Genomic DNA, 25,083 nt, shown 5'->3' with positions numbered 1-25,083 from the left:
TGACTCACACAGAATAATTGGTGAAAGGCGAGCAGATGCCCGCCCATCAAAACTTTGGTAATACGACCCCCTGTGGGAGCGAGCCTGCTCGCGATAGCGGTGCATCAGATAACAACGATGTCGGCTGACACTCCGTAATCGCGAGCAGGCTCGCTCCCACAAGGTTTTCAATTAGCCCTTAGACGGTATGCAGATACCAGTTGTACTCAAGGTCAGAGATCGAGTTTTCGAACTCGGCGAGCTCGCTTTCCTTGCACGCGACGAACACGTCGATGTACATCGGGTCGATGTAGCGGGCCATGACTTCGCTGTCGTCCAGCTCACGCAGGGCGTCGCGCAGGTTGTTCGGCAGGCTCTGTTCGTTCTGCTCGTAGCTGTTGCCTTCGACCGGGGCGCCCGGCTCGATTTCGTTGGTCAGGCCGTGGTGAATACCGGCCAGCACGGAAGCCATCAGCAGGTACGGGTTGGCGTCGGCACCGGCTACGCGATGCTCGATGCGCACGGCATCCGGCGAACCGGTCGGCACGCGGACGGCCACGGTACGGTTGTCGATACCCCAGCTCGGCGAGTTCGGCACGTAGAACTGTGCGCCGAAGCGGCGGTACGAGTTGACGTTCGGGCACAGGAAGGCCATTTGCGCAGGCAGGGTCTCCAGCACACCGCCGATCGCGTGGCGTAGCGCGGCGTTCTGCTCGGGATCCTCGCTGGCGAAGATGTTGTTGCCTTCTTTGTCCAGGATCGAAATGTGCACGTGCAGACCGTTGCCCGCCTGGCCCGGATACGGCTTGGCCATGAAGGTGGTATCCATTTCGTGGTCGTAGGCGATGTTTTTCACCAGACGCTTGAGCAGGACGGCGTAGTCGCACGCCTTGATCGGGTCGGACACGTGATGCAGGTTGACTTCGAACTGCGCCGGGGCGCTTTCCTTGACGATGGCGTCGGCAGGAATGCCCTGCTCTTTCGCGCCTTCGAGGATGTCTTGCAGGCAGTCGACGTACTCGTCGAGATCGTCGATCAGATAAACCTGGGTCGACACCGGACGCTTGCCCGAAACCGGCGAACGCGGCGATTGCGGACGGCCGTTCACGTTGTCCTGGTCGATCAGGTAGAACTCGAGTTCGAACGCGGCGCAGATGGTCAGGCCCATTTCGTCGAACTTGCGCACCACGTTGGCCAACACTTCACGCGGGTCGGCAAAGAACGGCTCGCCTTCCAGTTCGTGCATGGTCATCAGCAGTTGTGCGGTCGGGCGCTTCTGCCAGGGCTCGATGCTCAGGGTGCCGGGGATCGGGTAGCAGATACGGTCGGAGTCGCCGATGTCCAGGCCCAGACCGGTGCTTTCCACCGTGGAGCCATTGATGTCGAGGGCAAAGAGCGAGGCCGGCAGATTGATGCCTTTCTCGTAAACCTTATGAAGACTGGTGCGCTCGATGCGCTTGCCGCGCACCACACCGTTCATGTCTGCAATCAGAAGGTCGACGTACAAAACCTCAGGATGTTTCTTAAGGAATGCGTTTGCTTCGTTGAGTTGAACGGCACGCAGAGGGACCGACATGATGCACCTATTTAGCTGTTAATTATTATGTTCACTGCTGTTTCGCCGAGCCAGTCAACCCGAACGGCAAAGTGAAGTCAATAGCGAACACAGGGCCGCTCAGCGTTTATTTTTCGGGCTTTTTTTAACACTCACGTGCCAATGCAGGCGCCAGAGCCCCGGTCTTGATGAAGATTTGATGAACGGCGTTTAGAATTTTTTACATGGGAGTTGTTAATTAAAATCAACGAGGCTAAGCTCCGGAAAAGCTCGTTCAAGTGTCAAACTTCGAGGTGAATAAAAATGGCATTCAAGCCATTGATCGGCGTTACTGCGTGCGTCAAACAGATTGGCCTGCACCCCTATCACATCAGCGGCGACAAGTACGTTCGCGCTGTCAGCGTTGCGGCGCTGGGGTTGCCCGTCGTCATTCCTTCCCTTGGCAAACTGACTGAAATCGAAGACCTGCTGGGTCAGCTCGACGGTCTGTTGCTGACCGGCTCGCCGTCCAACGTGGAACCTTTCCACTATCAGGGCCCGGACAGCGCTCCCGGCACGGATCACGATCCGGCGCGGGATGCCACCACCCTTCCTCTATTGCGTGCAGCCATCGCGGCGGGCGTTCCGGTACTCGGCATCTGCCGGGGTTTCCAGGAAATGAACGTGGCGTTCGGCGGCAGCCTGCACCAGAAGGTGCATGAGCTGCCGGGCATGCTCGATCACCGCGAAGCCGACAGCCCTGATGTCGCCGTGCAGTACGCCCCGGCCCATGCCGTGACGGTGCTGGCTGGTGGCGTGTTCGAAGCGCTGGAGCTGCCGGGTGAATTTCAGGTCAACTCGATTCACAGTCAGGGCATCGACCGCCTCGCTCCCGGCCTGCGCGCCGAAGCCGTGGCGCCGGACGGCCTGATCGAGGCGGTCTCGGTGGAGCACAGCCCGACCTTCGCCCTCGGCGTGCAATGGCACCCCGAATGGCAGGTGCTGGACAACCCGAACTACCTGCGGATTTTCCAGGCGTTCGGCGAGGCCTGCCGCCAGCGTGCGGCGCGACGCAACCAGCGCTGACGCCACCCAACGATTGCAAAACCATTTACTGCCCCCGCGGGGTCGGCGGCTGCGCGCTTGCGCATCCGTCATCCGCGATCAGCAACACACCGCGAAAACAAAAAGCACCACCCGGCAGCCAGGACGGCGGCGCCGAACAACCCGCACGGTGCGGGTCTGCAATCCACTCTTAAGCCAGGCCGCGTTGGCCCGGCGACTGAAACCTGTTGGGAGTTTCACATGGCAAACGCCTCCAGCACTTACAGGAAGGCTCTTGAAGGTCATCAGCAACCGAAAAAGGTTCTGGTGAAGGTCGATCGAGTCACCAAGAAGTTCGACGAAACCACTGCGGTGGACGATGTGTCCCTGGAGATCCATCAGGGCGAAATCTTTGCCCTGCTCGGCGGCTCCGGCTCGGGCAAATCGACCCTGCTGCGCATGCTCGCCGGTTTCGAACGGCCGACTGAAGGACGCATTCTGCTCGACGGTGTCGACATCACCGACATGCCGCCGTACGAGCGGCCGATCAACATGATGTTCCAGTCCTACGCCCTGTTCCCGCACATGACCGTGGCGCAGAACATCGCCTTCGGCCTCAAGCAGGACCGTTTGCCGGCCAGCGAAATCGACGCCCGCGTCGAAGAAATGCTGCGCCTCGTCCACATGACCCAATACGCCAAGCGTCGCCCACATCAACTGTCCGGCGGCCAGCGTCAGCGTGTGGCCCTCGCCCGCTCCCTGGCCAAGCGTCCGAAGCTGTTGCTGCTCGACGAACCGATGGGCGCACTGGATAAAAAGCTACGCTCGCAGATGCAGCTGGAACTGGTGGAAATCATCGAACGCGTCGGCGTGACCTGCGTGATGGTGACCCACGACCAGGAAGAGGCCATGACCATGGCCGAGCGCATCGCGATCATGCACCTGGGCTGGATCGCCCAGATCGGCAGCCCGGTCGACATCTATGAAGCGCCGGTCAGCCGCATGGTCTGCGAATTCATCGGCAACGTGAACGCCTTCGACGGCACCGTGGTCGAGGACCTCGAAGGTCACGCGATCATTCACAGCCCGGACTTGCAGCAAAAGATCTACGTCGGTCATGGCGTCAGCACGTCGGTGCAGGACAAGTCGATCACCTACGCGATCCGCCCGGAAAAAATGCTCGTCAGCACGATCAAGCCCGAGACCCGCTACAACTGGTCCGAAGGCAAGGTGCATGACATCGCCTACCTCGGCGGTCACTCGGTGTTCTACGTCGAATTGCCGAGCGGCAAGATCGTCCAGTCGTTCATGGCCAACGCCGAACGCCGTGGCGCGCGGCCGACCTGGGACGACAAGGTCTACGTCTGGTGGGAAGACGACAGCGGCGTGGTACTGCGCTCATGAGAACCTTCAATCAGCAATTCCTGCGCCTGGTGCCCAGCGGGCGAAAGTTCGTCATCGGCATCCCGTTCATCTGGCTGTTCCTGTTCTTCATGCTGCCGTTCTTTTTGGTGATGAAGATCAGCTTCTCGGAAGCCGCGCTGTCGATCCCGCCGTACTCGGAGATCTACACCTACGCCGAACAGAAATTTCAGCTGTTCCTGAACATCGGCAACTACACCATGCTCGGCGAAGACGAGCTGTACCTGTCGGCCTACCTCGGTTCGCTGAAAGTGGCGCTGCTCAGCACGCTGATGTGCCTGGTGATCGGTTTCCCGATGGCCTACGCGATCACCAAGACCGGCAAGGAAACGCAAAACGTCCTGCTGCTGTTGATCATGATGCCGACCTGGACCGCGATCCTGATCCGCGTTTACGCGTGGATGGGCATCCTCAGCAACAACGGTCTGCTCAATGCGTTCCTGATGTGGACCGGGCTCACCGATCACCCGATCGAGATCCTCAACACCAACACGGCCGTGTATATCGGCGTGGTCTACGCCTACCTGCCGTTCATGGTGCTGCCGCTCTACGCCAACCTGGTGAAGCACGACGGCAGCCTGCTGGAAGCCGCGCAGGACCTGGGTTCGAGCAACTTCAACAACTTCTGGAAAATCACCGTGCCGCTGGCCAAGAACGGCATCATCGCCGGCTGCATGCTGGTGTTCATTCCGGTGGTGGGCGAGTTCGTGATTCCGGAACTGCTGGGTGGCCCGGAGACCCTGATGATCGGTCGCGTGCTGTGGCAAGAGTTCTTCAATAACCGCGACTGGCCGGTGGCGTCTGCTCTGGCGGTGGTGATGCTGTTGATCCTGATTGTGCCGATTCTGCTGTTCAACCGCAGCCAGGCCAAAGAGATGGAGGCACGGGGATGAAACGCTTCGGTTTTGCAAAGTTCATGTTGATCTTCGGCCTGACGTTCATTTATCTGCCGATGCTGATTCTGGTGATCTACTCGTTCAACGCATCCAAACTGGTGACGGTCTGGGGCGGCTGGTCGGTGAAATGGTACGTCGGCCTGCTCGACAACACTCAACTGATGGGCTCGGTGGTGCGCTCGCTGGAAATTGCCTGCTACACCGCGATTGCCGCCGTGGCGCTGGGCACCCTCGCCGCCTTCGTGCTGACTCGTGTAACGCGCTTCAAGGGTCGCACGCTGTTCGGTGGTCTGGTCACGGCGCCGCTGGTGATGCCTGAGGTGATCACCGGTCTGTCGCTGTTGCTGCTGTTCGTGGCGATGGCGCAACTGATCGGCTGGCCGCAGGAGCGTGGCATCGTCACGATCTGGATCGCTCACACCACGTTTTGTGCCGCTTATGTGGCGGTGGTAGTCTCCGCCCGCTTGCGCGAGCTGGACCTGTCGATCGAAGAAGCGGCGATGGATCTGGGCGCGAAACCGTTCAAGGTGTTTTTCCTGATCACCATCCCGATGATCGCGCCGTCGCTGGCGGCGGGCGGCATGATGTCGTTCGCCCTGTCGCTGGACGATCTGGTGCTGGCGAGCTTCGTGTCCGGGCCGGGCTCCACCACCCTGCCGATGGAAGTGTTCTCGGCCGTGCGTCTGGGCGTGAAGCCCGAGATCAACGCCGTGGCCAGCCTGATTCTGCTGGCAGTGTCGCTGGTGACCTTCCTGGTCTGGTACTTCGGCCGCAAGGCAGAAGCCAACCGCAAGCGTGCGATTCAGGAAGCGATGGATCAGACCGCCAACGAATCGTGGCAGCAACCGCAACCTCAACGAGTGGCAGCGACGGCCTAGGGCCGTCGCGTTTTACGGCTTTGCGCTTTGCTTAAAAGCTTTTGAATAAAAAGAATGGAGTTTCACCGATGAAAATGTTTGGCAGGACTCTGCTGACACTGTCCTTATTGGGCGCAATCGCCACGGGCGCCCAGGCCAACGACAAGGTACTGCGCGTTTACAACTGGTCGGATTACATCGCTCCGGACACCGTCAAGAAGTTCGAGGACGAGACCGGCATCCGCGTGACCTATGATGTGTTCGACAGCAATGAAACCCTCGAAGCACGTTTGCTCGCGGGTAAATCCGGCTACGACATCGTGGTGCCGTCCAACAGTTTCCTGGCCAAGCAGATCAAGGCCGGGGTCTATCAGACCCTGGACAAATCGAAGCTGCCAAACTGGAAAAACCTCAACCCGGTGCTGCTGAAAAACGCCTCCGCCAGTGATCCGGACAACGCCCACGCGTTCCCGTATATGTGGGGCTCGATCGGCATCGGCTTCAACCCGGACAAGGTTCGCGAAGTGCTCGGCAAGAATGCGCCGACCAATTCCTGGGACCTGCTGTTCAAACCGGAGAACGCCGAGAAGCTGAAGGCTTGCGGTATCAGCTTCCTCGATTCGCCGACCGAAATGCTCCCGGCCGCCCTGCACTACCTGGGCTACCCTGTGAACGACAAGGACGTGAAGCACATCGCCGAAGCCGAAGCGCTGTTCATGAAGATCCGGCCGTCGGTGGCGTATTTCCATTCGTCCAAGTACATCTCCGATCTGGCCAACGGCAACATCTGCGTGGCGGTCGGTTACTCGGGTGACGTGCTGCAGGCCAAGGCCCGCGCGGTGGAATCGGGCAACAAGGTCGAGATCGACTACAGCATTCCCAAGGAAGGCGCCGGCAGTTTCTACGACATGGTCGCCATCCCGCGCGATGCCGCCAACGTCGAGAACGCCTACCTGTTCATGAACTTCCTGATGCGCCCGGACATCATCGCCGAAGTCACCAACAGCATCGGTTACAGCAACGCCAACGAAGCCGCGACGCCGCTGGTAGACGAAGCGATCCGCAACGACCCGGGCTCATACCCGCCGCAAGCGGTGATGGCCACGCTGTATGCGGTGCCGGATCAGCCGATTGCCACGCAACGGATCATGACCCGGGGCTGGACACGCGTGAAACTCGGCAAATAAACCTGGAGTACTCGCGGTGATCGTTCCCACGTCGAGGCGTCGAACCGTCCGCGTGGGAATGCCTCAATGGACGCTCTGCGTCCGCTTTGGGACGCGGAGCGTCCCGGGCTGCATTCCCACGCAGAGCGTGGGAACGATCAGGCAGTCAGCGATCAGAATCACAAGTTTCCGTTCATGCAGCGCCTTACCACCGCTGCCCCCTGCTCTGAACGGCCTCACCTGGCTTCCTCGGTTCAGGTGAATTCAGGCGCCCTCGGGCGCCTTTTTTTGTGGGCTCAGATCAGTGGCCAATCGGCCAGCGAGCGGTAGCGGCCCTTGTGGGATTCGAACAGCGCAAAGCGTTCCGCCCGCAGAAAGAACTCCGGTGGCGTGGCGGATTCCGGTTCCGGCGCCCGGTAGTCCCGGGCCAATGTCAGGTGGGGGCGATACTCGCGTGTCGCCTCTTCAAATCCGAACGGCAACATCGCCTGCTCCAGCGCATACACCAGCCGCAACAATCCCTGCGGCGCCTGCTCGGGCGCCAGCGACAATACCCCGGCACGGCGCCAGACCTGCAACCGATCCAGTGAAATCCTCAGCGCCTCGCCCGGCGTGCGCACCTTCGACGCCGCCTCGCAGACTTCGCCAATCTGCGCCAACGGCACCGCACCGAGAAACAGCAGCGTCAGGTGAAAGTTGTCCGCCGGCACCGGTTTGCCGGTACGCAAACCCAGTTCGCCGCGCCACTGGGCAATCGCCTTGCGCTGCGCCGGCGGGCAGTCCAGGGCGAAGAACAGCCGCTTGAACGGTTGATCCCCGCGCGTTTCGTCCGTCATGGCCACGCTCCTTCGTTCGTCGAGATCCCTGGATTCTACACGCCCGTTTCTGGCGACTCTCGGCATGGGGTTTATAGTTCAACGATTGCCATCAACCGGAGGACGTCATGCGCGAGATCCTCAGCAAAGAACCCTGGTGGGCCCGACCGCCGAATCCCGGACAGGATGAGAGCGAACTGGAATGGGGCTGGCTGGTGCATTACAGCGAAGGTGAGCCGCGTTTCGAATTCGTCCGCGAGCGACCGACGGACGAGCAGATCCGCAACCGCAAAGGCTGCCGGATCACCCCGTCGGCGGAGTGATCCGGTTAATACGATTACGGAAATCGCTCTAATTGCTTCAATACCTGCTTGGATGTTTTGAAAGAGTGCCATCCTCCTCTAAGAAATGCGTGGGCACTCCATGTTCGAGATTTAAATCAACGCTGCTGATGTCAGCGTAAGCAAAGGCCTTATCTTTGCCATAAGTAACCCAGTCAATCGTGATACTTGTTCCACCTACACTTTTTAGCGTGCCGCTGTGGGCCGCGCCGCTGGCATCTCTAACGATAATAGAGGTGCCAGCAGTAACGTTTACAAACGAACTTTGTGAATACGACATCATCATTGCTCCATCAGTGATATGAAGTCGAATCCTGCAACATTCGCATCCATTCGCAACCTGTAAAAAATGACAGTCCTTTATACTGGTTCGCTATTAAAGCTCTGGCTTTGTACATCATGTTCAAGATTCCAATAAATACTTGAAGCCACCGTAAACCATCCGCTGCCCATCGAACGGCATCGGATTGACGTCCGGCTGCATGCGCGGGTCTTCCATCATTTTCGCCATGCCGGCGTCGCGGGTGGCCTTGTCCGGCCAGACCAGCCAGCCGGCCGATACGGTTTCGCCTTCCTTGAGTTTCACTGCCATCGGGAATGAAGTGACGTTGCCATCCGGCACATCATCGCCCCAGCCCTGAATCACCTCCAGAGCGCCGTATTCCTTGAACAGCTTCGCGGCGATTTCGCAGTGTTTTTTGTACTGTTCGCGATTGGCATTCGGCACGGGCGCCACGAACACATCGATGTAAGCCATGATCATTCTCCTTGCAGGGTGGGTTCGATCTGCTGAGTAGTCGACTCGGGCGGCCGCCATTCGACACGGTTGACGCCCAACCCGACCGACGGCTCATCCCGCCCGCCTAGATTTCCCTCGACCTGCGCCGCCATGTGCAGCGTGCCGGCCATCACGCCGGTGGTCGGGTTTTGCACCAGTTTCAGCCAGGCCTTGTCGAAGGTGTTGCCCAGGCTGCTGCGGATCAGGGCTTCGCTGTCGGGGCGGTCATTGGCCTGAATGATCGCGCGGATGCCCGCAACACCGACCGAAATCAGCGCCCCGGCCAGTTTGCCGGCCGCTGCCGCCACCGCGCTCGCGGCGCCGCGCGGGGCCATTTCCGCCTCCATGCGCTGACTGGCGCGCTTGGCCACCGGCGCCATCGCCGTATCGGTCGAGGCCACGCCTTTCGAGCCGCCGTCGGTATGGATCTTGTCGATCAGCGCGGCGTAGGCCGGCAGCGTGTTCAACGGCTGCGTGCTGACAACCTGGTACAACGAGGCGTCCCGGGCTGGCGGCGGGCCAAGGGCGATGGCGGGGATTTTCTGCAACCGCCCGTTGAGCTGGGCGATGGGCACGCCGTGGCGCTGGGCGATGACCGGCATCTGCTGCGCCATCAGCTGCGCGTAGAACGCGGTGGACTGGCCGAGGATCGCGTCCGGGTCGATCTCCACCGCCACCGGCGCCAGCACCCGTTCCTGATATTGCTCCAGCAGATAGGCCGCCAGGCGTTTGGCCGAGGCATCCTGCTCACCGCTGGCACTGATCGTGTACCAGCTGACCTTCATCGACAGCCACTCCTGGGTCCAGTAACTGCTGAACCACGGGATGAAATTTTCTTCAGTTTGCTCATAGACCCGAATGCGCCAATGTTCCATCGAGCCACGGGCGAATAGCTTGACCTGCTCGGTGGCCTGCTTCGAGGCGCTGACGATTTCCCGGTCGATCTGCTGCCAGGTGGCCGGCGAGACCACCACTGCCGGCGCGGTCACCGGGGCCCGCGCCGTGGTGGCGCAGCCGGCCAGCAACACCAGTGCGGCGACGAGCAGCGCACGCAGGTTCACGGTGGCGGTCCTTATCTGTTCCTCGGTCGCAAGACCGGAAGAATCCGGGGGAGATGACATGAGTATAGGTGCGTGCGGTGCGCCGTTTATCCGCTGGTCAGGGCTGCGTCAGTCCAACCATCAATGGCGTCGATATTCACCATCGCGACGATTGCCTTCCGCCGACCGCTCGTCAAAGGCACGATTAACCCATCCGAAACACACAGCACGAGGAGTTCACATCATGATCAGTACCGTCACCCTCGCCGTGAGTTTCCCGGTCTTCGGCAGCAACTACTACGATCAGCACGCCGTGTCGCGCAAGACACAAGCGCTGGTGTTCGACGAAGCCTTCGAAGATCTGTTGATGCCCGCCGCCAGCAATCATTTCAGCAATGAAGTGGTCGGCCTCAACGATCAGTTCCGTTTTCTGAGCGACATTCTCGCCACCCATTTGCTGGACATCGAGGCCTCTGTGCCTGCGCGATCCAGCGTCCGGGCGAGCGCTCATTTTTAATGCCAGAGGGCGTTCCCGTCGGGGAACGCCCTCTTCGTTTCAATCAGTCATCATCCCGGTCGCGGTGATAACGACGCCCGTCGCGGCGATCGTCGTCGCGGTCGTCCCAGCGTCGGTCATGATCGTAGTAACGGCCATGATCGCGGTCGTAATGCCGGCCATGGCGATGGTCATCATCGAAATCCGCCACACAGCCGCCCAGCAGTACGGCGGCGGAAACAGTCAGCAGCAGGCTTGTTGCACGCATCATTCAGAATTTCCCTAAAACCAAGGTCTTGACGTCGGAAACGGTCAGCGCGGGTGCGCGCTGGCGCAGATACGACCGGGGAAAAAGGCTTTGATTCACTGGCCACCAATGACCGTTCATCGCCCATCCTCCCGCGTCCGGCCCATTCAACCAGTGGCCGTTTGATGGCTTTGACTGGGGCGAAATCCGACAAAACCTTTTCCTCCCCCCTGCGGTCACTCCTAGAACAGACCAAGACTGGCTACCACGCCGGCGTGCCCTGGCGGGTCATTTGCAACCTGCCGACCTGATCAGAGGAAGCCCAGCCATGAACGACCATCCGCCGTTGGCGATTTCCCGACGCCGTTTCCTGATTCTCGGGGCCGTGACCGCGACTGCATTCGCGATGCCGCCCTTCATCAGCCTCAAGGCCTACGCGGCCACTCTGGAGCTACCGGCCATGGCCAAAGTGACCCTTGAAGTCAACGGCAAGCCGCAGACGCTGGAGATCGACACCCGCACCACCCTGCTCGATGCGCTGCGCGAACACCTGCACCTGACCGGCAGCAAAAAGGGCTGCGACCACGGCCAGTGCGGCGCCTGCACGGTGATCGTCGATGGCCGGCGAATCAATTCGTGCCTGACCCTGGCGGTGATGCAGGACGGCGCCAAAGTCACCACCATCGAAGGCCTCGGCATGCCGGACCACCTGCATCCGATGCAGGCGGCGTTCATCAAGCATGACGGTTACCAGTGCGGCTACTGCACGCCGGGGCAGATCTGTTCGGCGGTGGCGGTGCTTCAGGAAATCCGCGACGGCATCCCCAGTCACGCCAGCGCCAGCCTCACCGAACCGCCGCAACTGATCGCCAGTGAATTACAGGAACGCATGAGCGGCAACATCTGCCGTTGCGGCGCCTACTCGAACATCATCGAAGCCATCAGCGAAGTCGCGGAGGTGCCAGCATGAGAGCGTTCAATTACAGCCGCGCCGACTCCCCTGCCGCTGCTGCTGCCCAAGCCGCGCAAATCGAAGGGGCACGTTTCATCGCCGGCGGCACCAACCTGCTGGACTTGATGAAACTCGACATCGAAACGCCGCAGCAGTTGATCGACGTCAATCACCTGGGCCTCGACCGGATCGAAGCCACCGAAGACGGCGGCTTGCGCATCGGCGCACTGGTGCGCAACACCGATCTGGCCGCCGACAGCCGCGTCCGGAAAGACTATGCGCTGCTGTCCCGCGCCTTGCTCGCCGGTGCATCGGGCCAGTTGCGCAACATGGCGACCACCGCCGGCAATCTGCTCCAACGCACGCGCTGCCCGTATTTCTACGACACCAATCAGGCCTGCAATAAACGCAAACCCGGCAGTGGCTGCGCGGCGATTGACGGGGTCAGTCGACAACTCGGCATTATCGGCGTCAGCGATGCTTGCATCGCGACCCATCCGAGTGACATGGCGATTGCGATGCGGGCGCTGGATGCCCAGGTCGAAACGCTCAAAGCCGACGGCAGCACCCGGCGCATCGCCATGGCGGATTTCCATCAATTACCCGGCACCACGCCGAATGTCGAAACCAGTCTGACACCCGGCGAGCTGATTACCGCCGTCACCCTGCCCGCGCCAGTGGGCGGCACCCATGTCTATCACAAGGTGCGCGACCGCTCGTCGTACGCCTTCGCCCTGGTTTCCGTCGGTCTGATCCTGCAGAAGGATGGCAGCGGTCGCCTCGCCGTCGGCGGCATCGCGCCGAAACCCTGGCGGGTCGAAGCGGCGGAAGCGCTGTTGCCGCAAGGCGCGAAAGCCGTCAGCGCGCGCCTGCTCGACGGCGCCACGCCGACCCCGGACAACCAGTTCAAAGTGACGCTGGTCGAGCGCACGATTGCCTCGGTGCTGGCCCAAGCGAGGGACGAAGCATGAAATTCGACACGCCCGCCACGACCAACCCGATTGACCAGTTGAACGTCATCGGCAAACCCACCGACCGCATCGAAGGTCCGCTGAAGACCAGTGGCCAGGCGCCTTACGCCTACGAGCAACATGAAGCGGTGAAGAATCAGGCCTATGGCGTGATGGTCGGTTCGGCCATTGCCAAGGGTCGCATCACCCACATAGATCTGGAGGCCGCCCGCGCCGCGCCGGGGGTGCTGACCATCGTCACCGCCGCCAATGCCGGCAAGCTCGGCAAAGGCAAATACAACGCCGCGCACCTGCTGGCCGGGCCGCAAGTGCAGCACTATCACCAGGCCGTGGCGCTGGTGGTCGCCGAAACCTTCGAACAGGCGCGGGCCGCCGCGCAGTTGGTCAACGTCGAATACGCGACCGACAAAGGTCAGTTTGATCTGGCCAGCGTGCGCGATCAGGGTGTGGAACCGAAAGACGAACTGCCGGACGTCACACACGGCGATTTCGCCAGCGCTTTTTCCGCCGCGCCTGTGCAGTTCGAACAGACCTACACCACGCCCGATCAGTCCCACGCGATGATGGAGCCCCACGCGACACTCGCCGCCTGGAAAGGCGATCACGTGACGCTCTGGACCTCCAACCAGATGATCGCCTGGAGCGTCGGTGACATCGCCACCACCCTCGGCCTGCCCAAGGAAAACGTGCGGTTGATCTCGCCGTACATTGGCGGCGGTTTCGGCGGCAAGCTGTTCATTCGTGCTGACGCGATCCTCGCCGCCCTCGGCGCCCGTCTGGCGAACCGACCCGTGAAGGTCGCCCTCGCCCGCCCGCAGATTGCCAATAACACCACCCACCGCCCCGCCACCGTCCAGCGCATCCGCATGGGCGCCACGGCGGACGGCAAACTCACCGCCATCGCCCATGAAGGCTGGTCGGGCAACCTCGCCGACGGCAAGGTCGAGGTTGCAGCGCAGCCGAGTCAGTTGCTCTACGCCGCAGAAAATCGTTTGGTGACCATGCGCCTAGCGCCGCTGGATCTGCCGGAAGGCAATGCCATGCGCGCCCCCGGTGAAACGCCGGGACTGATGGCGCTGGAGATCGCCATGGACGAGATGGCGGAACAGCTCAAACTCGATCCGATCCAGTTCCGCATCCTCAACGACACGCAGGTCGATCCGGTGAAAACCGAGCGGCCGTTCTCCCAGCGGCGCCTGATCGAATGCCTGCAAACCGGCGCCGAACGCTTTGGCTGGGATAAGCGCAACGTAACGCCCGGCAGCCGTCGCGAAGGTCGCTGGCTGATCGGCATGGGCGTCGCGGCGGCGATTCGCAACAACCTGCTGGTGAAGTCCGGCGCGCGAGTGCGGCTGGAGCACGACGGCAAGATCACCGTCGAAACCGACATGACGGACATCGGCACCGGCAGCTACACGATCATTGCCCAGACCGCCGCCGAAGTGATGGGCGTGCGTCTCGACGAGGTGACTGTGCATTTGGGCGATTCGAATTTTCCGGTGTCGTCCGGCTCCGGCGGCCAGTTCGGCGCCAACTGCTCGACCGCCGGGGTCTACGCGGCGTGCATGAAGCTGCGCGAAGCGATCACGGCCAAACTCGGCATGAGCACGGGTGAAGCGCAGTTTGCCGACGGTCACGTGCGACTGGGCAGCAAGAACGTGCCGTTACGTGAGGCCGCGCAACATGCCGCAATCGAAGTCGAGGACAGCATCGAATTCGCCGACCTCGCCAAGCAGTACCAGCAATCGACCTTCGGCGCGCACTTCGTCGAAGTCGCCGTCGATGCCGCCACCGGCGAAGTCCGCGTAAGGCGCATGCTCGCGGTCTGCGCCGCCGGGCGGATTCTCAATCCAAAATCGGCCCGCAGCCAGGTGATCGGCGCGATGACCATGGGCGTCGGCGCGGCGTTGATGGAAGAGCTTTCGGTGGACAAGCGTCAGGGTTTTTTCGTCAACCATGACCTGGCGGGCTACGAAGTGCCGGTGCATGCCGACATCCCGCATCAGGAGGTGATTTTCCTCGATGAAACCGACCCGATTTCCTCGCCGATGAAAGCCAAGGGGGTCGGTGAACTGGGGATCTGCGGCGTGAGTGCGGCGGTGGCGAATGCGATCTACAACGCCACGGGCGCGCGGGTGCGGGAATATCCGATTACCCTGGACAAGGTTCTGGATGCGTTGCCTGAGATGATCTGAAACCGAATGAAAAACGCCCGGCGTGAGCCGGGCGTTTTTGTGCCTGAGACGGCATGGCACCTGCGGTTGCTGTATCCGATTCGTCTACCTGGCGGCCACGCGTTCAAGACCTGGGCGCAGAGATTCGCTGGCGTGGAGAGTGATCTCGGCTTCCGGCACCTGCGCACTCCGTTCCTCGGCCTCGCCATTGAGCGCCCTGTGCATTTTTTCGCTATCGAGCGCCCCGACCCATTTGGCGATGGCCATGGTGCCCACGCCATTACCGATGGTGTTGGTGATTGCCCGAGCCTCCGACATGAAGCGATCGACCCCGAGCAACAGCACCATGCCTGCCACCGGTATCGTGCCGAGCGAGGCCAATGTCGCGGCCAGTATGATGAACCCTGAACCGGTTACCCCCGCCGAGCCCTTGGAGGTGAACATCAACACCGCCAGCACAATCAATTGGTCGGTCAGCGTCAGCGGTGTGTTCGTCGCCTGAGCGATGAAGATCGCCGCGATGGTGTAGTAGATGGCCTGGCCGTCCGGGTTGAAGGTCAGCCCCGAGGGGATGATCATCCCGGCCACCGGTTTCGATACGCCGGCCTTTTCCATCTTCGAGATCATCTGCGGCAGCACCGACTCCGAGGAGCTGGTGCCGAGTACCGTAAACAGCTCTTCCTTGATGAACCTGAGGAATTTCCACAAGCTGAAACCGCTGTAACGGCAGATCGGGCCGAGCACAAAAATCACGAACACCGCACAGGTCAGGTAAACGCAGGCCATCAGTTTTCCCAGTGAAAACAGCGAACCGAAACCGTACTTGCCAATGGTGAAGGCAATGGCGCCGAACGCACCAATCGGCGCCAGACGCATGACCATGTTGACGATTCGAAACATGCCCTGCATCAGACTCTCAAGCGCATCGACAAACACCTTGCCACGCGGCCCGACATGGGCCAGGGCGATGCCCAGCAGGATCGAAAACAACAGGATTTGCAAAACATTGCCCTTAGCAAATGCATCGACGATCGTGTCGGGGATGATGCCCATCACAAAATCCATGAACGACGTATGTTTGGCCGCTGTGGTGTACGTCGCCAGGCTGCTGGTGTCGAGACTGGCGACATCGACATTCATGCCCGCGCCAGGCTTGAACACGTCCACCACGATCAGGCCGATGACCAGCGCCAGCGTCGACACCACCTCGAAATAGATCAATGCACGAAAGCCGACCCGACCCAGCTCCTTCATGTTTTCCATGCGGGCGATACCGGTCACCACCGTGAGAAAAATCACCGGCGCCAGCAGCATTTTGATCAGTTTGATGAAGGCGTCGCCCAAGGGTTTGAGCGCAGTGCCGGTCTCGGGCACCAGCACGCCGATGAGTGCGCCGAGGATCACGGCGACAAGGACTTGTACGTAGAGTTTACCGAATATTCTTTTCATGACAGGGCCCTGATTTTTATTGTTGTCAGGAAATGCCGAGGGGCGCGATACGCCCCTCGGCGGTGTGCCGCAGTACTGATTTGAATTGCAGAGGGATCAGCGGTTGATCAGCGCGATCACCGCGTCGGTGACCTGGCGCGTCGTGGCGGTGCCACCCAGATCCGGGGTGTGCAGACCGCTTTCCGTGACCGCCTCGATTGCCGACATCAGGTGTTTGGCGGCTGTTTTTTCGCCCAGATGCTCAAGCATCATCGCGGCAGTCCAGAACGTCGCGATCGGATTGGCCACGCCTTTGCCGGTGATATCAAACGCCGAGCCGTGGATCGGCTCGAACATCGAAGGGAAATCACGCCCTGGATTGAGGTTGGCCGTGGGCGCAATGCCGAGGCTGCCGGACAACGCAGCGGCCAGATCAGACAGAATGTCGGCGTGCAGGTTGGTCGCGACAATCACGTCCAGCGTCGCCGGCTTGAGCACCATGCGAGTGGTCACGGCATCGACCAGTTCCTTGTCGATCTTCACGTCCGGGAAGTCCTTGGCGACTTCGTAAAAGATTTCGTCCCACAGCACCATGCCGTGCCGCTGGGCATTGGATTTGGTGACCATGGTCAAATGTTTGCGAGGGCGGCTTTGCGCCAGTTCAAAGGCGAAACGATGAATGCGCTCGACCCCGGCACGGGTGAACACCGACACTTCGGTCGCCACTTCTTCCGGCAAGCCTCGATGAACGCGGCCGCCGTTGCCGGAATACTCGCCCTCGGAGTTTTCCCGGACCACGACCCAATCGATCTGCTCACCGTTGTGCAGCGGACTTTTCACCCCCGGCAGCACGCGGGCCGGACGCACGTTGGCGTATTGATCGAAACCCTGGCAGATCGGCAGACGCAGGCCCCACAGGGAAATGTGATCCGGCACATTGAGTGCGCCGACCGCGCCGAAGAAAATTGCGTCGAAGGTTTTCAGTTCCTGCAAGCCGCCTTCAGGAATGTAGTGACCGTTTTTCAGGTAGTTGTCGGAGTTCCAGTCGAAGTGTTTGAAATCCAGTTCAAAACCGGATTTCTTCGCCAGGGCTTGTAGTACTTCGACGCCGGCGGCAATCACTTCCACACCAATGCCATCACCCGGAACCGCTGCAATCTTGTATGCACTCATGGTCAACTCCACTCTCTTCACGTTTTTGTTTTGCCTGCCGGACAGGGCTGTCAGGCGGGGTGTGATCGGAGTATATGTAGTGACCAGAAAGCGGTGAGTTACAGAAAATCACTACATCCATAACTTTGAGTTACCAATGAGCCAGACCCTCGATCTGTCGTTTTTTCATTTGCTGGCCAACAAAGGCAGCCTGGCCGCCACGGCTCGGGAATTGGGTGTGACGCCTCCAGCCGTAAGCAAACGCCTGAGTGCGCTGGAGGCTCGTCTGGGTGTGCGGCTGGTCAATCGCACCACGCGCTCAATGAGTCTCACGGCAGAAGGCGAACTGTATTTTTCCCATGCGGCGCGGATCCTGACGCAGATCGACGAGGTCGAGCAGTTGATCGGCGCCAGCCGGGCAACCCCTAAAGGGCTGATCCGGGTCAATGCCTCGCTGGGCTTTGGTCGTCGCTACATCGGTCCGGCCCTGGCGGCGTTTTTTGCCCGATACCCGGAGGTGGAAATCCAGCTGGAAATCAGCGACCACCCACTGGATCTGACGACCCACGGCTTTGATCTGGGGATCCGTTTCGGCACCCTGCCCGACGCGGCATTTCATGCCCGCAAAATCGCCTCCAACCGCCGCTTGCTCTGTGCCTCGCCGCTGTATCTGGAGAAACACGGGGTGCCACAGAAACTGTCGGACCTGCCGCAACACAACTGTATATTCCTGCGGCAGAACGAAACGCCCTACGGCGTCTGGAGTTTCACTGACGGCGGACGGACGCAAAACATCAAAGTGCGCGGTGCCCTGGGTTGCAACGATGGTGAGGTGGCTTTGAATTGGGCCCTGGAAGGCTATGGCATTCTGCTGCGTGCCGAATGGGACATCGCCCGCTACGTGCGCAGCGGCCGTTTGCGCCTGGTGCTGGAAGACCAGACCCCGACCCGCGCCGATGTGTACGCGGTGTATCCGCAACAGCTGCACCTGTCGGCACGGGTTCGCAGCCTGATCGATTTTCTGGTGGAGCGCTTCAAGCACATCGACAATCTGGATGACCCAGGCGACTAACTCACCAGCGCAATCAACTGCTGACGCTGCGCATCGGTCAGCGTCAGCCCGAACCCGGCGCCCGCGTTGTCGGCCATGTACAGGGGATTGCTGGTACCGGGAATCACACAAGTCACCGCCGGATGCGCCAGCAGGAATTTCAGCGCCAGTTGCGGCCAGCTCTTGGCCCCCACTTGCGCCGCCCAGCCCGGCAGGGGCTTGCCCTTGAGCCGCGCGAGCAGGTCACCGCCGCCGAACGGCCGGTTGCAGATCACCGCCACCCCGCGTTCGCGGCACAGCGGCAGGATGCGCTTCTCGACCCCGCGATCATCCAGGGCGTAATTGATTTGCAGGAAATCCAGCGGCTCGGCCTTGAGCACCGCCTCCACCTCCTCATAGGCCGACGACGTGTAGTGGGTGATGCCGATGTAGCGGATCCGGCCCTGCTCTTTCCAGTCGCGCAGGGTCGGCAGATGGGTTTGCCAGTCGAGCAGGTTGTGAATCTGCATCAGGTCGATGCGCTCGGTGCGCAGCAGGCTGAACGACTGCTCCATCTGCGCGATGCCCTCCTCGCGACCACGGGTCCAGACCTTGGTCGCCAGAAACGCCGGCGAGCGCGGTTCGTGGATCGACAGCAATTCACCGGTGGTTTCCTCAGCGCGGCCGTACATGGGCGAGCTGTCGATCACCGTTCCGCCCTTTTTGAACAGCTCGCCGAGCACCGCCGGCAATTGTTTGTAGACCGGATCGCCGGGGGCGACGTCGAAACCGCGATAAGTGCCCAACCCTACCAGCGGCAGTGGCTCGGAGCTCGAAGGGATGGCGCGGGTCTGCATGGTCTGGGCTCCTGTGGCGTTCGGCGACGTAATGGCGGCCAGCGCCCGGTCAAAGGTGAAAACCGCTGACACCCCGGCTGCCAGTGTCAGCAACCGGCGGCGGGAATATCCCTCAGTGTGGTTCATGCTGGCGCCCTTGCCCTGTGGATCTGTTGCACCTTGTGTTTTGACGCAGCCCGCAAAACCGTTGGACTACACTGCGACAGCCAACCTGCGCGCCCGGTTAAAGTTAGTCGAATGTCCAGAACCCTGTTGTCACTCGTCGCATTGATCGTCGCCGTGTACTTGATCCTGTGCGCGGCGCTGTTCGTGTTTCAGCGGGCGCTGATCTATTTTCCCCAGCCCGCCAGCGTGGAATCACCGGACACACGGATGACGCTGGCCATGCCCGACGCCGAGATCCGCGTGACGGTGCGCGAGCGCGCCGGGCCCAGAGCGCTGATCTATTTCGGCGGCAATGCCGAGGACGTTTCGCGCAATCTGCCGGAGTTTTCCGAGGCGTTTCCTGACTATTCGTTGTATTTGCTGCATTACCGGGGCTTTGGCGGCAGCGGTGGTTCGCCCTCCGAAGAAGCGATTGCCGAGGATGCGCTGGCGCTGTTCGATCAGGTGTATGCCAGTCACCCGCAGGTCGCGCTGCTGGGGCGCAGCCTTGGTTCCGGGGTCGCGGTGCGGCTGGCCAGCCAGCGTCCGGTGGCGCGGCTGATTCTGGTCACGCCCTACAACAGCCTCGAAGAAATCGCCGCCCGCCAATACCCATGGGTGCCGGTGCAGTGGTTGCTCAAGGATCGTTTCCGATCCGGCCAGTACGCGGCGCATATCCGGGTGCCGACGCTGCTGCTGGCGGCGAGCGATGACGAGGTGATTCCACGGGCCAGCACCGAGCGCTTGCTGCACAGTTTCCCCGACGGTGTGGCCACGCTCAAAGTGGTGAACGACTCGGCACACAATTCGATTTCCGAGCGGCCGCAATATCTGCAATGGATCGAAGATGTGTTGAATCGCTGAGCACTTCGTCGGCGACCGTTGAAACCCGGCGCTGCTTCGTGAACCAAGTGCAAAAAGGCCAGTCCTACCCGCGCCGCGTTCTGCGGTTCACTCCCCTTCTGTGTTGTCCTTTTTCAGAGCTTTGCGTCCCATGCGCCACGCCGTTCGTTCGTCTCGCCTCGTTTCGCTGTGCCTGCTGATCCTTTCTCCCCTGCTCTCTCCCTCTGCCCACGCCGGCGCCGAGCGGCAACTGGTGGCCGCCATCAACGACTACCGCGCCCACCCGCAACGCTGCGACCGACGCCCGGCCCAACGGCTGGCGCCGCTGACGCTGAAGTCGAACCTGGCGTTGCCGGTCGGCTATGGCTACGGCGGTGGATTGCGCGAACGATTGAAAGATTCCGGCTATGCGGCCGTGGCGGTGCGCAGCATCCGGATCGTCGGCGCGCAGGACGCCGAAGAGGCGTTCGAAATGCTGCAAGACGATTACTGCGGTGCGCTGCTCGACGGTCAATACGCCGACATCGGCATCAGCCGCGCCCGCAGCGAATGGCAAGTGGTGCTGGCGCGGCCAGTGCTCGACAGTCGCGTCGGCGACAACCGCAGTGTCGGCAAGGCCTTGCTGGCCGAGGTCAACGCCGCCCGCGCCCGACCGCGCATGTGCGGTCGCCAGCGCTTTGCCGCCGCCCGGCCCTTGAGCTGGAACACGGCACTCGGCGCCGCTGCTCAGGGGCACAGCAAGGCCATGGCCTACGGCAATTATTTCGCCCACCGCGACCCGGACGGCGACGGCCCGGCAGATCGCGCCCGGGCGGCGGGCTACCGTGGCCGGCAGATCGGCGAAAATATCGCCGCCGGGCAAAGCTCACCGGGCAAGGCCATGGCCGGCTGGCTGGCCAGCCCCGGACACTGCGCCAACCTGATGAACCCGATGTTCACCCAGGTCGGCGCCGGGTTTGCCAGTGAGGCGCGCAGTGATGAAGGGGTTTACTGGACGATGGTGTTCGGGGCGCAATGACCCCGGCCGTCAGCCCAGCATCTTGACGCTCTCGAGCAGCGCCGCCAGACCGACAGGCACCAGCGGCGACTGCTCCGTGAAGCTTGAACTGTCCTGCCAGCTCACGGTGAACGGTGAACCATCGCTTTCGTGGCCGTCGATCTGCAGTTGCTCATATACCTGCGCGTCTTCGAAAGGGGCGTCATACACCTGGACAATTTCATGCCCCGGCTTGCCGTTGTAGACGAAGAGGCTTTCAAGCGTGCCGAGCAGGCGCAGATCCTTCATTGCAAGACCCAACTCCTCCTGCACTTCGCGCACGATTGCCTCGCGGCTGGTTTCGCCAAACTCTATGCCGCCACCGATAGGCCGGTAGAAGGATTTGTCTGCGACCGGGTCGTGGAACCGGTTAACCAGAATCTTGCCCTGGTGGTGAAAGACACACAGTGCAAGTGCGCGAATACGCTGCTCGGCCATGGGGTGAAATCCGTTTGCTGGAAAAAAGGCCGGCGATTAGATCACACCCCACAGGGATCGCGCTTGCGCTGGTCTCAGACCGGAGAAATCGTGGCAAGGACGCCAATCATGATGGTCAACACAAGAAAGCCGCCGAGGAAAATCGCCATCTTAGCCATGAAGGCCTCCTGAATACTGAATGTCCGGCGCACCGGGCGCTCCGGAATGAAGCGCGTCGCGTATGGCCGAACGGCAGGGGTATTTTGGGCGCATGGCTGAGATGGTTACAGATGCAGATTCGACAGGAAAAAGCGGATCAGATGGATCGGGCTGGCGCATGGGTCGACATTCAGATCGGTACAGATGGTTTCCATTGCGCCGCTTTGATCTAGAGTCATGGGCGCCGCGCCAAGAACAACAAAAATACAGGAGTGAAACCATGTCCGACCTGAACCTGCACCCCAACGCCGCCGAGTCCCTGAATCGCTGGCACGAGATGATCCGCACCGGCAATCTCAAGGCCCTGCCCGACCTGCTCGATTCCAAAGCGGTGTTCCGCTCGCCGATGGCCCACACGCCTTACCCGGGTGCACCGGTGGTCTCGATGATCCTCAACACCGTGTTCGAAGTGTTTGAAGACTTTAAATATCACCGTGAACTGGCGACGGCGGACGGTTTGAACGTGGTGCTGGAGTTCAGTGCAAAGGTCGGTTCGAAAGAGCTCAAGGGCATCGACATGCTCCGCTTCGATGAACAAGGCAAGATCGTCGAGTTCGAGGTGATGGTGCGGCCGCTCAGCGGGTTGCAGGCGCTGGGTGAAGAGATGGGACGGCGGCTTGGCGCCTATCTGGCGGCCGCCAAGGCCTGAAACCCGGACACAAAAAAGCCCACTGACCGTCGCCGGTTCAGTGGGCTTCGTGTGTCAGGCGTCTAGTTACAGAGCCATGTCACGTGCAGCGCTTTCTTTTGGAGCCGGGGCTTTTTCAGCCGAGGCGTCCGCCGCTGGAGCTGCAGCCTGGCCAATCACCGGAGGGGTTGGCAGTTGCAGGATCTTGGCGGTGTAGGCCCACTCTTCAGCCACTTTGGCTGGATCGTTGTTCAGCTGGGTGCCGTAGCTTGGAACGATCTGGTGCAGCTTGGCTTGCCACTCAGGGCTGGCGACTTTGTCTTTGAAGACTTTCTGCAGCACGCTCAGCATGATCGGTGCAGCGGTCGACGCGCCTGGGGATGCGCCCAGCAGACCGGCGATGGAGCCGTCTTTGGAAGCAACGATTTCGGTGCCCAGTTTCAGCACGCCGCCAGCAGCTTCATCACGCTTGATGATTTGCACGCGCTGGCCGGCTTGCCACAGGCGCCAGTCTTCGGCCTTGGCGTTCGGGAAGTATTCCTTCAGCGCGTTCAGACGATCTTCATCCGACAGCATCAGTTGACCGGCCAGGTACTCGACCAGCGGGTATTCCTTGATGCCGACCTTGGTCATAGGCCAGATGTTGTGGGTGGTAGTGCTGGTCAGCAGGTCCAGGTACGAACCTTCTTTCAGGAACTTGGTGCTGAAAGTCGCGAACGGGCCAAACAGGATGACGCGCTTGCCGTCCAGGACACGGGTGTCCAGGTGCGGAACGGACATCGGAGGCGCGCCAACCGAAGCTTTACCGTAGGCCTTGGCCAGGTGCTGTTCGGCGATGGCCGGGTTATCGGTCACCAGGAACGAGCCGCCTACCGGGAAGCCAGCGTATTCCTTGGCTTCTTCGATACCGGACTTCTGCAGCAGGTGCAGTGCACCGCCGCCGGCGCCGATGAACACGAACTTGGCGTCGGTTTCAGTCTTGGTGCCGTCTTTCAGATTCTTGTAGCTGACGCGCCAGGTGCCATCTGCATTCTTGGTGATGTCTTGCACTTCGCTCGACAGCTTCAAGTTGAAGTTAGGCTTGGTCTGCAGGTAACCGGCGAACTGGCGGGTGATTTCGCCGAAGTTCATGTCGGTACCCAGCGGGCTCCAGGTGGCCGCGATTTTCTGGTTCGGGTCACGCCCTTCCATCATCAGCGGAACCCACTTCTTGATCACAGCCGGGTCTTCGGAGTACTGCATGCCGGCGAACAGCGGGCTCGCTTGCAGGGCTTCGTAGCGCTTTTTCAGGAACTTGATGTTGTCATCGCCCCACACGAAGCTCATGTGCGGAGTGGTGTTGATGAACGAACGAGGGTCCTTCAGGACGCCTTGACGAACCTGCCAGGCCCAGAACTGACGGGAGACCTGGAACGCTTCGTTGATCTCGACGGCTTTCGGGATGGTGACATTGCCCTTGTCGTCTTCCGGGGTGTAATTCAGCTCGGCAAGTGCCGAGTGACCGGTACCGGCGTTGTTCCAGCCGTTGGAGCTTTCCAGGGCGACGCCGTCGAGGCGCTCGACCATTTCCATCGACCAGGTAGGTTCCAGCTCATTGATCCACACACCGAGGGTGGTGCTCATGATGCCGCCGCCGATCAGCAGGACGTCGACTTTCTTTGCTTCTTCGGCATTGGCGGAAGACATCCCCATCGCCAAAGCCAGCCCCAGCAAGGCTGTGTTCACTTTCTTAAACATCTGTTGCACCTATGATAAAACGCCTTCCGCCCGCCGCTGTTGTACGTATGAGGTTCCCTCTTTCGCGACACTCAGGCCAGCGTCGCGGGTTCCGGCACACTTCAATTTTGACGGGTGGGCACACAAGGCCGACAGGCTGCGTCGACCTCAGTTATATGTCCCTTCTGAACTGACTTCTTATCATTATTGGCTTCAGCTACTTGAGCGACAGGGGTTCTGTCTGGCCCGCCGAAAAGCGCGCCAGACTGAATTAGGTCAAACCAAGTGGGGCGAAGAATATCACGTCATGGCAAACCCGCGCGTCTGTTCGCGACCGGATAGTTTTCAATAGGTTCCTCAAGCGCTTTCTAACGCCAGCGTGTTCCTGCTAAGTTGTACGACGACTGACAAATCAATCAGTCGTCTTCATTACCTACAACAACAAGGAATACTCATGAACAAATCCAGACTGCTGCTCGGTCTCGCCTGCCTCTTCAGCGCGTACGTCACCGCCGCCCCCGCGGAACAGGACGTCGCCCAGGCCGTCGACCACCTGACCCAGGCGATGCTGCACAAGGACGTCGCCGAACTGAACGCCCTGACCGCCGATAACCTCACCTACGGCCACTCCAGCGGCAAGATCCAGGACAAGAAAGCCTTCATCGCCGATATCGAAACCGGCAAGAGCGCGTTCAAGACCCTGGAGATGCAAAACCAGACCATCACCCTGTCCGGGGACACCGCGCTGGTGCGCCATCATTTTTCAGCACAGGCCCTCAAAGGCACCGAGGTCGTGCCGACGGAAATCGAGAACTTCCAGATCTGGCAGAAGCAGGCTGGCAAGTGGTTGCTGGTGGGGCGTCAGGCGTACAAGTTCTGATGCATGAGCTCTGCCGCCAAT

Annotated in this window: 26 protein-coding genes; 15 read left to right on the top strand and 11 right to left on the bottom strand. The window is 60.8% G+C overall.

Going from position 1 to position 25,083, the window contains the following annotated elements; genetic code table 11:
* Positions 1-178 precede the first annotated feature (178 nt).
* The gene (locus ABTV87_RS11450; RefSeq protein ID WP_007957099.1) at positions 179-1,555 is read right to left on the bottom strand and encodes a glutamine synthetase family protein; all 1,377 of its coding nucleotides are present in this window, start codon (positions 1,553-1,555) and stop codon (positions 179-181) included.
* Positions 1,556-1,837: 282 nt separating this feature from the next.
* Between ABTV87_RS11450 and ABTV87_RS11445 the strand changes: the two genes are divergently transcribed.
* From ABTV87_RS11445 to ABTV87_RS11425, 5 genes are all read left to right on the top strand, one after another.
* Entirely contained in the window at positions 1,838-2,599 is a 762-nt protein-coding gene (locus tag ABTV87_RS11445; protein ID WP_007957108.1) for a gamma-glutamyl-gamma-aminobutyrate hydrolase family protein, read from the top strand.
* A 219-nt stretch (positions 2,600-2,818) separates the two neighbouring features.
* On the top strand, positions 2,819-3,961 hold the full coding sequence (gene potA / locus ABTV87_RS11440; RefSeq protein ID WP_007957110.1) for a polyamine ABC transporter ATP-binding protein: 1,143 nt from the start codon (positions 2,819-2,821) through the stop codon (positions 3,959-3,961).
* Positions 3,958-4,872, top strand: coding sequence for an ABC transporter permease subunit (locus ABTV87_RS11435; RefSeq protein ID WP_007957117.1), 915 nt, complete (start codon positions 3,958-3,960; stop codon positions 4,870-4,872). The genes potA and ABTV87_RS11435 overlap by 4 nt, the downstream gene beginning before the upstream one ends.
* Positions 4,869-5,753, top strand: coding sequence for an ABC transporter permease subunit (locus tag ABTV87_RS11430; RefSeq protein ID WP_007957119.1), 885 nt, complete (start codon positions 4,869-4,871; stop codon positions 5,751-5,753). Before ABTV87_RS11435 ends, ABTV87_RS11430 begins: the two co-directional genes overlap by 4 nt.
* Before the next feature lie 68 nt (positions 5,754-5,821).
* Entirely contained in the window at positions 5,822-6,919 is a 1,098-nt protein-coding gene (locus tag ABTV87_RS11425) for a polyamine ABC transporter substrate-binding protein (protein ID WP_007957121.1), read from the top strand.
* Positions 6,920-7,194: 275 nt separating this feature from the next.
* Here the strand turns inward: ABTV87_RS11425 and thpR are convergent, their stop codons facing one another.
* Positions 7,195-7,734, bottom strand: coding sequence for an RNA 2',3'-cyclic phosphodiesterase (gene thpR / locus ABTV87_RS11420; RefSeq protein WP_221533038.1), 540 nt, complete (start codon positions 7,732-7,734; stop codon positions 7,195-7,197).
* Between the two features lie 107 nt (positions 7,735-7,841).
* Here thpR and ABTV87_RS11415 point away from each other — a divergent pair, with 107 nt between their 5' ends.
* Positions 7,842-8,036 carry a hypothetical protein gene (locus ABTV87_RS11415; RefSeq protein WP_007957125.1) on the top strand — a complete coding sequence of 65 codons (195 nt, stop codon included), beginning with the start codon at positions 7,842-7,844 and terminating at the stop codon, positions 8,034-8,036.
* 37 nt (positions 8,037-8,073) lie between these two features.
* Here ABTV87_RS11415 and ABTV87_RS11410 read toward each other — a convergent pair whose 3' ends face one another.
* From ABTV87_RS11410 to ABTV87_RS11400, 3 genes are all read right to left on the bottom strand, one after another.
* The gene (locus ABTV87_RS11410; RefSeq protein ID WP_433899525.1) at positions 8,074-8,334 is read right to left on the bottom strand and encodes a hypothetical protein; all 261 of its coding nucleotides are present in this window, start codon (positions 8,332-8,334) and stop codon (positions 8,074-8,076) included.
* A gap of 123 nt (positions 8,335-8,457) precedes the next feature.
* The gene (locus ABTV87_RS11405; RefSeq protein WP_433899524.1) at positions 8,458-8,811 is read right to left on the bottom strand and encodes a DUF1428 domain-containing protein; all 354 of its coding nucleotides are present in this window, start codon (positions 8,809-8,811) and stop codon (positions 8,458-8,460) included.
* Positions 8,812-8,813: 2 nt separating this feature from the next.
* Complete coding sequence (locus ABTV87_RS11400; protein ID WP_007957129.1) at positions 8,814-9,893, bottom strand: hypothetical protein; 1,080 nt, start codon at positions 9,891-9,893, stop codon at positions 8,814-8,816.
* 223 nt (positions 9,894-10,116) lie between these two features.
* On the opposite strand from ABTV87_RS11400, the gene ABTV87_RS11395 reads away from it, so the two are divergent.
* On the top strand, positions 10,117-10,389 hold the full coding sequence (locus ABTV87_RS11395; protein WP_085607515.1) for a hypothetical protein: 273 nt from the start codon (positions 10,117-10,119) through the stop codon (positions 10,387-10,389).
* A 43-nt stretch (positions 10,390-10,432) separates the two neighbouring features.
* Here the strand turns inward: ABTV87_RS11395 and ABTV87_RS11390 are convergent, their stop codons facing one another.
* Positions 10,433-10,639, bottom strand: a complete 207-nt coding sequence (locus tag ABTV87_RS11390) for a hypothetical protein (RefSeq protein WP_064382340.1) — start codon at positions 10,637-10,639, stop codon at positions 10,433-10,435.
* Between the two features lie 304 nt (positions 10,640-10,943).
* Here ABTV87_RS11390 and paoA point away from each other — a divergent pair, with 304 nt between their 5' ends.
* The 3 genes from paoA to paoC are packed head-to-tail and all read left to right on the top strand — an operon-like array spanning position 10,944 to position 14,733.
* Positions 10,944-11,585, top strand: a complete 642-nt coding sequence (paoA, locus tag ABTV87_RS11385) for an aldehyde dehydrogenase iron-sulfur subunit PaoA (protein ID WP_433899523.1) — start codon at positions 10,944-10,946, stop codon at positions 11,583-11,585.
* Positions 11,582-12,538, top strand: a complete 957-nt coding sequence (locus tag ABTV87_RS11380) for an FAD binding domain-containing protein (protein ID WP_433899522.1) — start codon at positions 11,582-11,584, stop codon at positions 12,536-12,538. Before paoA ends, ABTV87_RS11380 begins: the two co-directional genes overlap by 4 nt.
* Positions 12,535-14,733 (top strand): aldehyde oxidoreductase molybdenum-binding subunit PaoC, encoded by a 2,199-nt coding sequence (gene paoC / locus ABTV87_RS11375; protein WP_433899521.1) that lies wholly within the window; start codon positions 12,535-12,537, stop codon positions 14,731-14,733. The genes ABTV87_RS11380 and paoC overlap by 4 nt, the downstream gene beginning before the upstream one ends.
* A gap of 84 nt (positions 14,734-14,817) precedes the next feature.
* On the opposite strand, the gene ABTV87_RS11370 is transcribed toward paoC, so the two are convergent.
* Positions 14,818-16,161: a dicarboxylate/amino acid:cation symporter gene (locus tag ABTV87_RS11370; protein ID WP_433899520.1), complete on the bottom strand. Its 1,344-nt coding sequence runs from the start codon at positions 16,159-16,161 to the stop codon at positions 14,818-14,820.
* Between the two features lie 96 nt (positions 16,162-16,257).
* Positions 16,258-17,313, bottom strand: a complete 1,056-nt coding sequence (locus ABTV87_RS11365; protein WP_039770942.1) for a tartrate dehydrogenase — start codon at positions 17,311-17,313, stop codon at positions 16,258-16,260.
* A 136-nt stretch (positions 17,314-17,449) separates the two neighbouring features.
* Between ABTV87_RS11365 and ABTV87_RS11360 the strand changes: the two genes are divergently transcribed.
* A complete protein-coding gene (locus ABTV87_RS11360) occupies positions 17,450-18,364 on the top strand; it encodes a LysR family transcriptional regulator (protein ID WP_039770944.1) in 915 nt (304 codons plus the stop codon).
* Here the strand turns inward: ABTV87_RS11360 and ABTV87_RS11355 are convergent.
* Positions 18,361-19,305: an aldo/keto reductase gene (locus tag ABTV87_RS11355; protein WP_258713250.1), complete on the bottom strand. Its 945-nt coding sequence runs from the start codon at positions 19,303-19,305 to the stop codon at positions 18,361-18,363. The genes ABTV87_RS11360 and ABTV87_RS11355 overlap by 4 nt on opposite strands.
* Before the next feature lie 111 nt (positions 19,306-19,416).
* Here ABTV87_RS11355 and ABTV87_RS11350 point away from each other — a divergent pair, with 111 nt between their 5' ends.
* Both ABTV87_RS11350 and ABTV87_RS11345 read left to right on the top strand, forming a co-directional pair.
* Positions 19,417-20,187 carry an alpha/beta hydrolase gene (locus tag ABTV87_RS11350; RefSeq protein ID WP_433899519.1) on the top strand — a complete coding sequence of 257 codons (771 nt, stop codon included), beginning with the start codon at positions 19,417-19,419 and terminating at the stop codon, positions 20,185-20,187.
* A 130-nt stretch (positions 20,188-20,317) separates the two neighbouring features.
* Positions 20,318-21,184 carry a CAP domain-containing protein gene (locus ABTV87_RS11345; protein ID WP_433899518.1) on the top strand — a complete coding sequence of 289 codons (867 nt, stop codon included), beginning with the start codon at positions 20,318-20,320 and terminating at the stop codon, positions 21,182-21,184.
* 9 nt (positions 21,185-21,193) lie between these two features.
* Here ABTV87_RS11345 and ABTV87_RS11340 read toward each other — a convergent pair whose 3' ends face one another.
* Entirely contained in the window at positions 21,194-21,640 is a 447-nt protein-coding gene (locus ABTV87_RS11340) for an NUDIX hydrolase (RefSeq protein WP_433899517.1), read from the bottom strand.
* Between the two features lie 418 nt (positions 21,641-22,058).
* On the opposite strand from ABTV87_RS11340, the gene ABTV87_RS11335 reads away from it, so the two are divergent.
* Complete coding sequence (locus ABTV87_RS11335; protein ID WP_433899515.1) at positions 22,059-22,487, top strand: nuclear transport factor 2 family protein; 429 nt, start codon at positions 22,059-22,061, stop codon at positions 22,485-22,487.
* 66 nt (positions 22,488-22,553) lie between these two features.
* On the opposite strand, the gene mqo is transcribed toward ABTV87_RS11335, so the two are convergent.
* Complete coding sequence (gene mqo / locus ABTV87_RS11330; RefSeq protein ID WP_011333540.1) at positions 22,554-24,203, bottom strand: malate dehydrogenase (quinone); 1,650 nt, start codon at positions 24,201-24,203, stop codon at positions 22,554-22,556.
* A 433-nt stretch (positions 24,204-24,636) separates the two neighbouring features.
* Between mqo and ABTV87_RS11325 the strand changes: the two genes are divergently transcribed.
* Positions 24,637-25,062 (top strand): nuclear transport factor 2 family protein, encoded by a 426-nt coding sequence (locus ABTV87_RS11325; RefSeq protein WP_433899514.1) that lies wholly within the window; start codon positions 24,637-24,639, stop codon positions 25,060-25,062.
* Positions 25,063-25,083: the final 21 nt, after the last annotated feature.

The sequence above is a fragment of the Pseudomonas sp. PSE1(2024) genome (assembly GCF_050990555.1).
Taxonomy (GTDB): domain Bacteria; phylum Pseudomonadota; class Gammaproteobacteria; order Pseudomonadales; family Pseudomonadaceae; genus Aquipseudomonas; species Aquipseudomonas aphyarum.
Note: the sequence above shows the minus strand (reverse complement) of the source record. Positions and strands in the feature narration are given on the sequence as shown.

Coding starts and splice junctions, on each gene's coding strand:
- ABTV87_RS11450 (WP_007957099.1), bottom strand. CDS start 1,555: ATGTCGGTCCCTCTGCGTGCCGTTCAACTCAACGAAGCAAACGCATTC.
- ABTV87_RS11445 (WP_007957108.1), top strand. CDS start 1,838: ATGGCATTCAAGCCATTGATCGGCGTTACTGCGTGCGTCAAACAGATT.
- potA (WP_007957110.1), top strand. CDS start 2,819: ATGGCAAACGCCTCCAGCACTTACAGGAAGGCTCTTGAAGGTCATCAG.
- ABTV87_RS11435 (WP_007957117.1), top strand. CDS start 3,958: ATGAGAACCTTCAATCAGCAATTCCTGCGCCTGGTGCCCAGCGGGCGA.
- ABTV87_RS11430 (WP_007957119.1), top strand. CDS start 4,869: ATGAAACGCTTCGGTTTTGCAAAGTTCATGTTGATCTTCGGCCTGACG.
- ABTV87_RS11425 (WP_007957121.1), top strand. CDS start 5,822: ATGAAAATGTTTGGCAGGACTCTGCTGACACTGTCCTTATTGGGCGCA.
- thpR (WP_221533038.1), bottom strand. CDS start 7,734: ATGACGGACGAAACGCGCGGGGATCAACCGTTCAAGCGGCTGTTCTTC.
- ABTV87_RS11415 (WP_007957125.1), top strand. CDS start 7,842: ATGCGCGAGATCCTCAGCAAAGAACCCTGGTGGGCCCGACCGCCGAAT.
- ABTV87_RS11410 (WP_433899525.1), bottom strand. CDS start 8,334: ATGTCGTATTCACAAAGTTCGTTTGTAAACGTTACTGCTGGCACCTCT.
- ABTV87_RS11405 (WP_433899524.1), bottom strand. CDS start 8,811: ATGGCTTACATCGATGTGTTCGTGGCGCCCGTGCCGAATGCCAATCGC.
- ABTV87_RS11395 (WP_085607515.1), top strand. CDS start 10,117: ATGATCAGTACCGTCACCCTCGCCGTGAGTTTCCCGGTCTTCGGCAGC.
- ABTV87_RS11390 (WP_064382340.1), bottom strand. CDS start 10,639: ATGATGCGTGCAACAAGCCTGCTGCTGACTGTTTCCGCCGCCGTACTG.
- paoA (WP_433899523.1), top strand. CDS start 10,944: ATGAACGACCATCCGCCGTTGGCGATTTCCCGACGCCGTTTCCTGATT.
- ABTV87_RS11380 (WP_433899522.1), top strand. CDS start 11,582: ATGAGAGCGTTCAATTACAGCCGCGCCGACTCCCCTGCCGCTGCTGCT.
- paoC (WP_433899521.1), top strand. CDS start 12,535: ATGAAATTCGACACGCCCGCCACGACCAACCCGATTGACCAGTTGAAC.
- ABTV87_RS11370 (WP_433899520.1), bottom strand. CDS start 16,161: ATGAAAAGAATATTCGGTAAACTCTACGTACAAGTCCTTGTCGCCGTG.
- ABTV87_RS11365 (WP_039770942.1), bottom strand. CDS start 17,313: ATGAGTGCATACAAGATTGCAGCGGTTCCGGGTGATGGCATTGGTGTG.
- ABTV87_RS11360 (WP_039770944.1), top strand. CDS start 17,450: ATGAGCCAGACCCTCGATCTGTCGTTTTTTCATTTGCTGGCCAACAAA.
- ABTV87_RS11355 (WP_258713250.1), bottom strand. CDS start 19,305: ATGAACCACACTGAGGGATATTCCCGCCGCCGGTTGCTGACACTGGCA.
- ABTV87_RS11350 (WP_433899519.1), top strand. CDS start 19,417: ATGTCCAGAACCCTGTTGTCACTCGTCGCATTGATCGTCGCCGTGTAC.
- ABTV87_RS11345 (WP_433899518.1), top strand. CDS start 20,318: ATGCGCCACGCCGTTCGTTCGTCTCGCCTCGTTTCGCTGTGCCTGCTG.
- ABTV87_RS11340 (WP_433899517.1), bottom strand. CDS start 21,640: ATGGCCGAGCAGCGTATTCGCGCACTTGCACTGTGTGTCTTTCACCAC.
- ABTV87_RS11335 (WP_433899515.1), top strand. CDS start 22,059: ATGTCCGACCTGAACCTGCACCCCAACGCCGCCGAGTCCCTGAATCGC.
- mqo (WP_011333540.1), bottom strand. CDS start 24,203: ATGTTTAAGAAAGTGAACACAGCCTTGCTGGGGCTGGCTTTGGCGATG.
- ABTV87_RS11325 (WP_433899514.1), top strand. CDS start 24,637: ATGAACAAATCCAGACTGCTGCTCGGTCTCGCCTGCCTCTTCAGCGCG.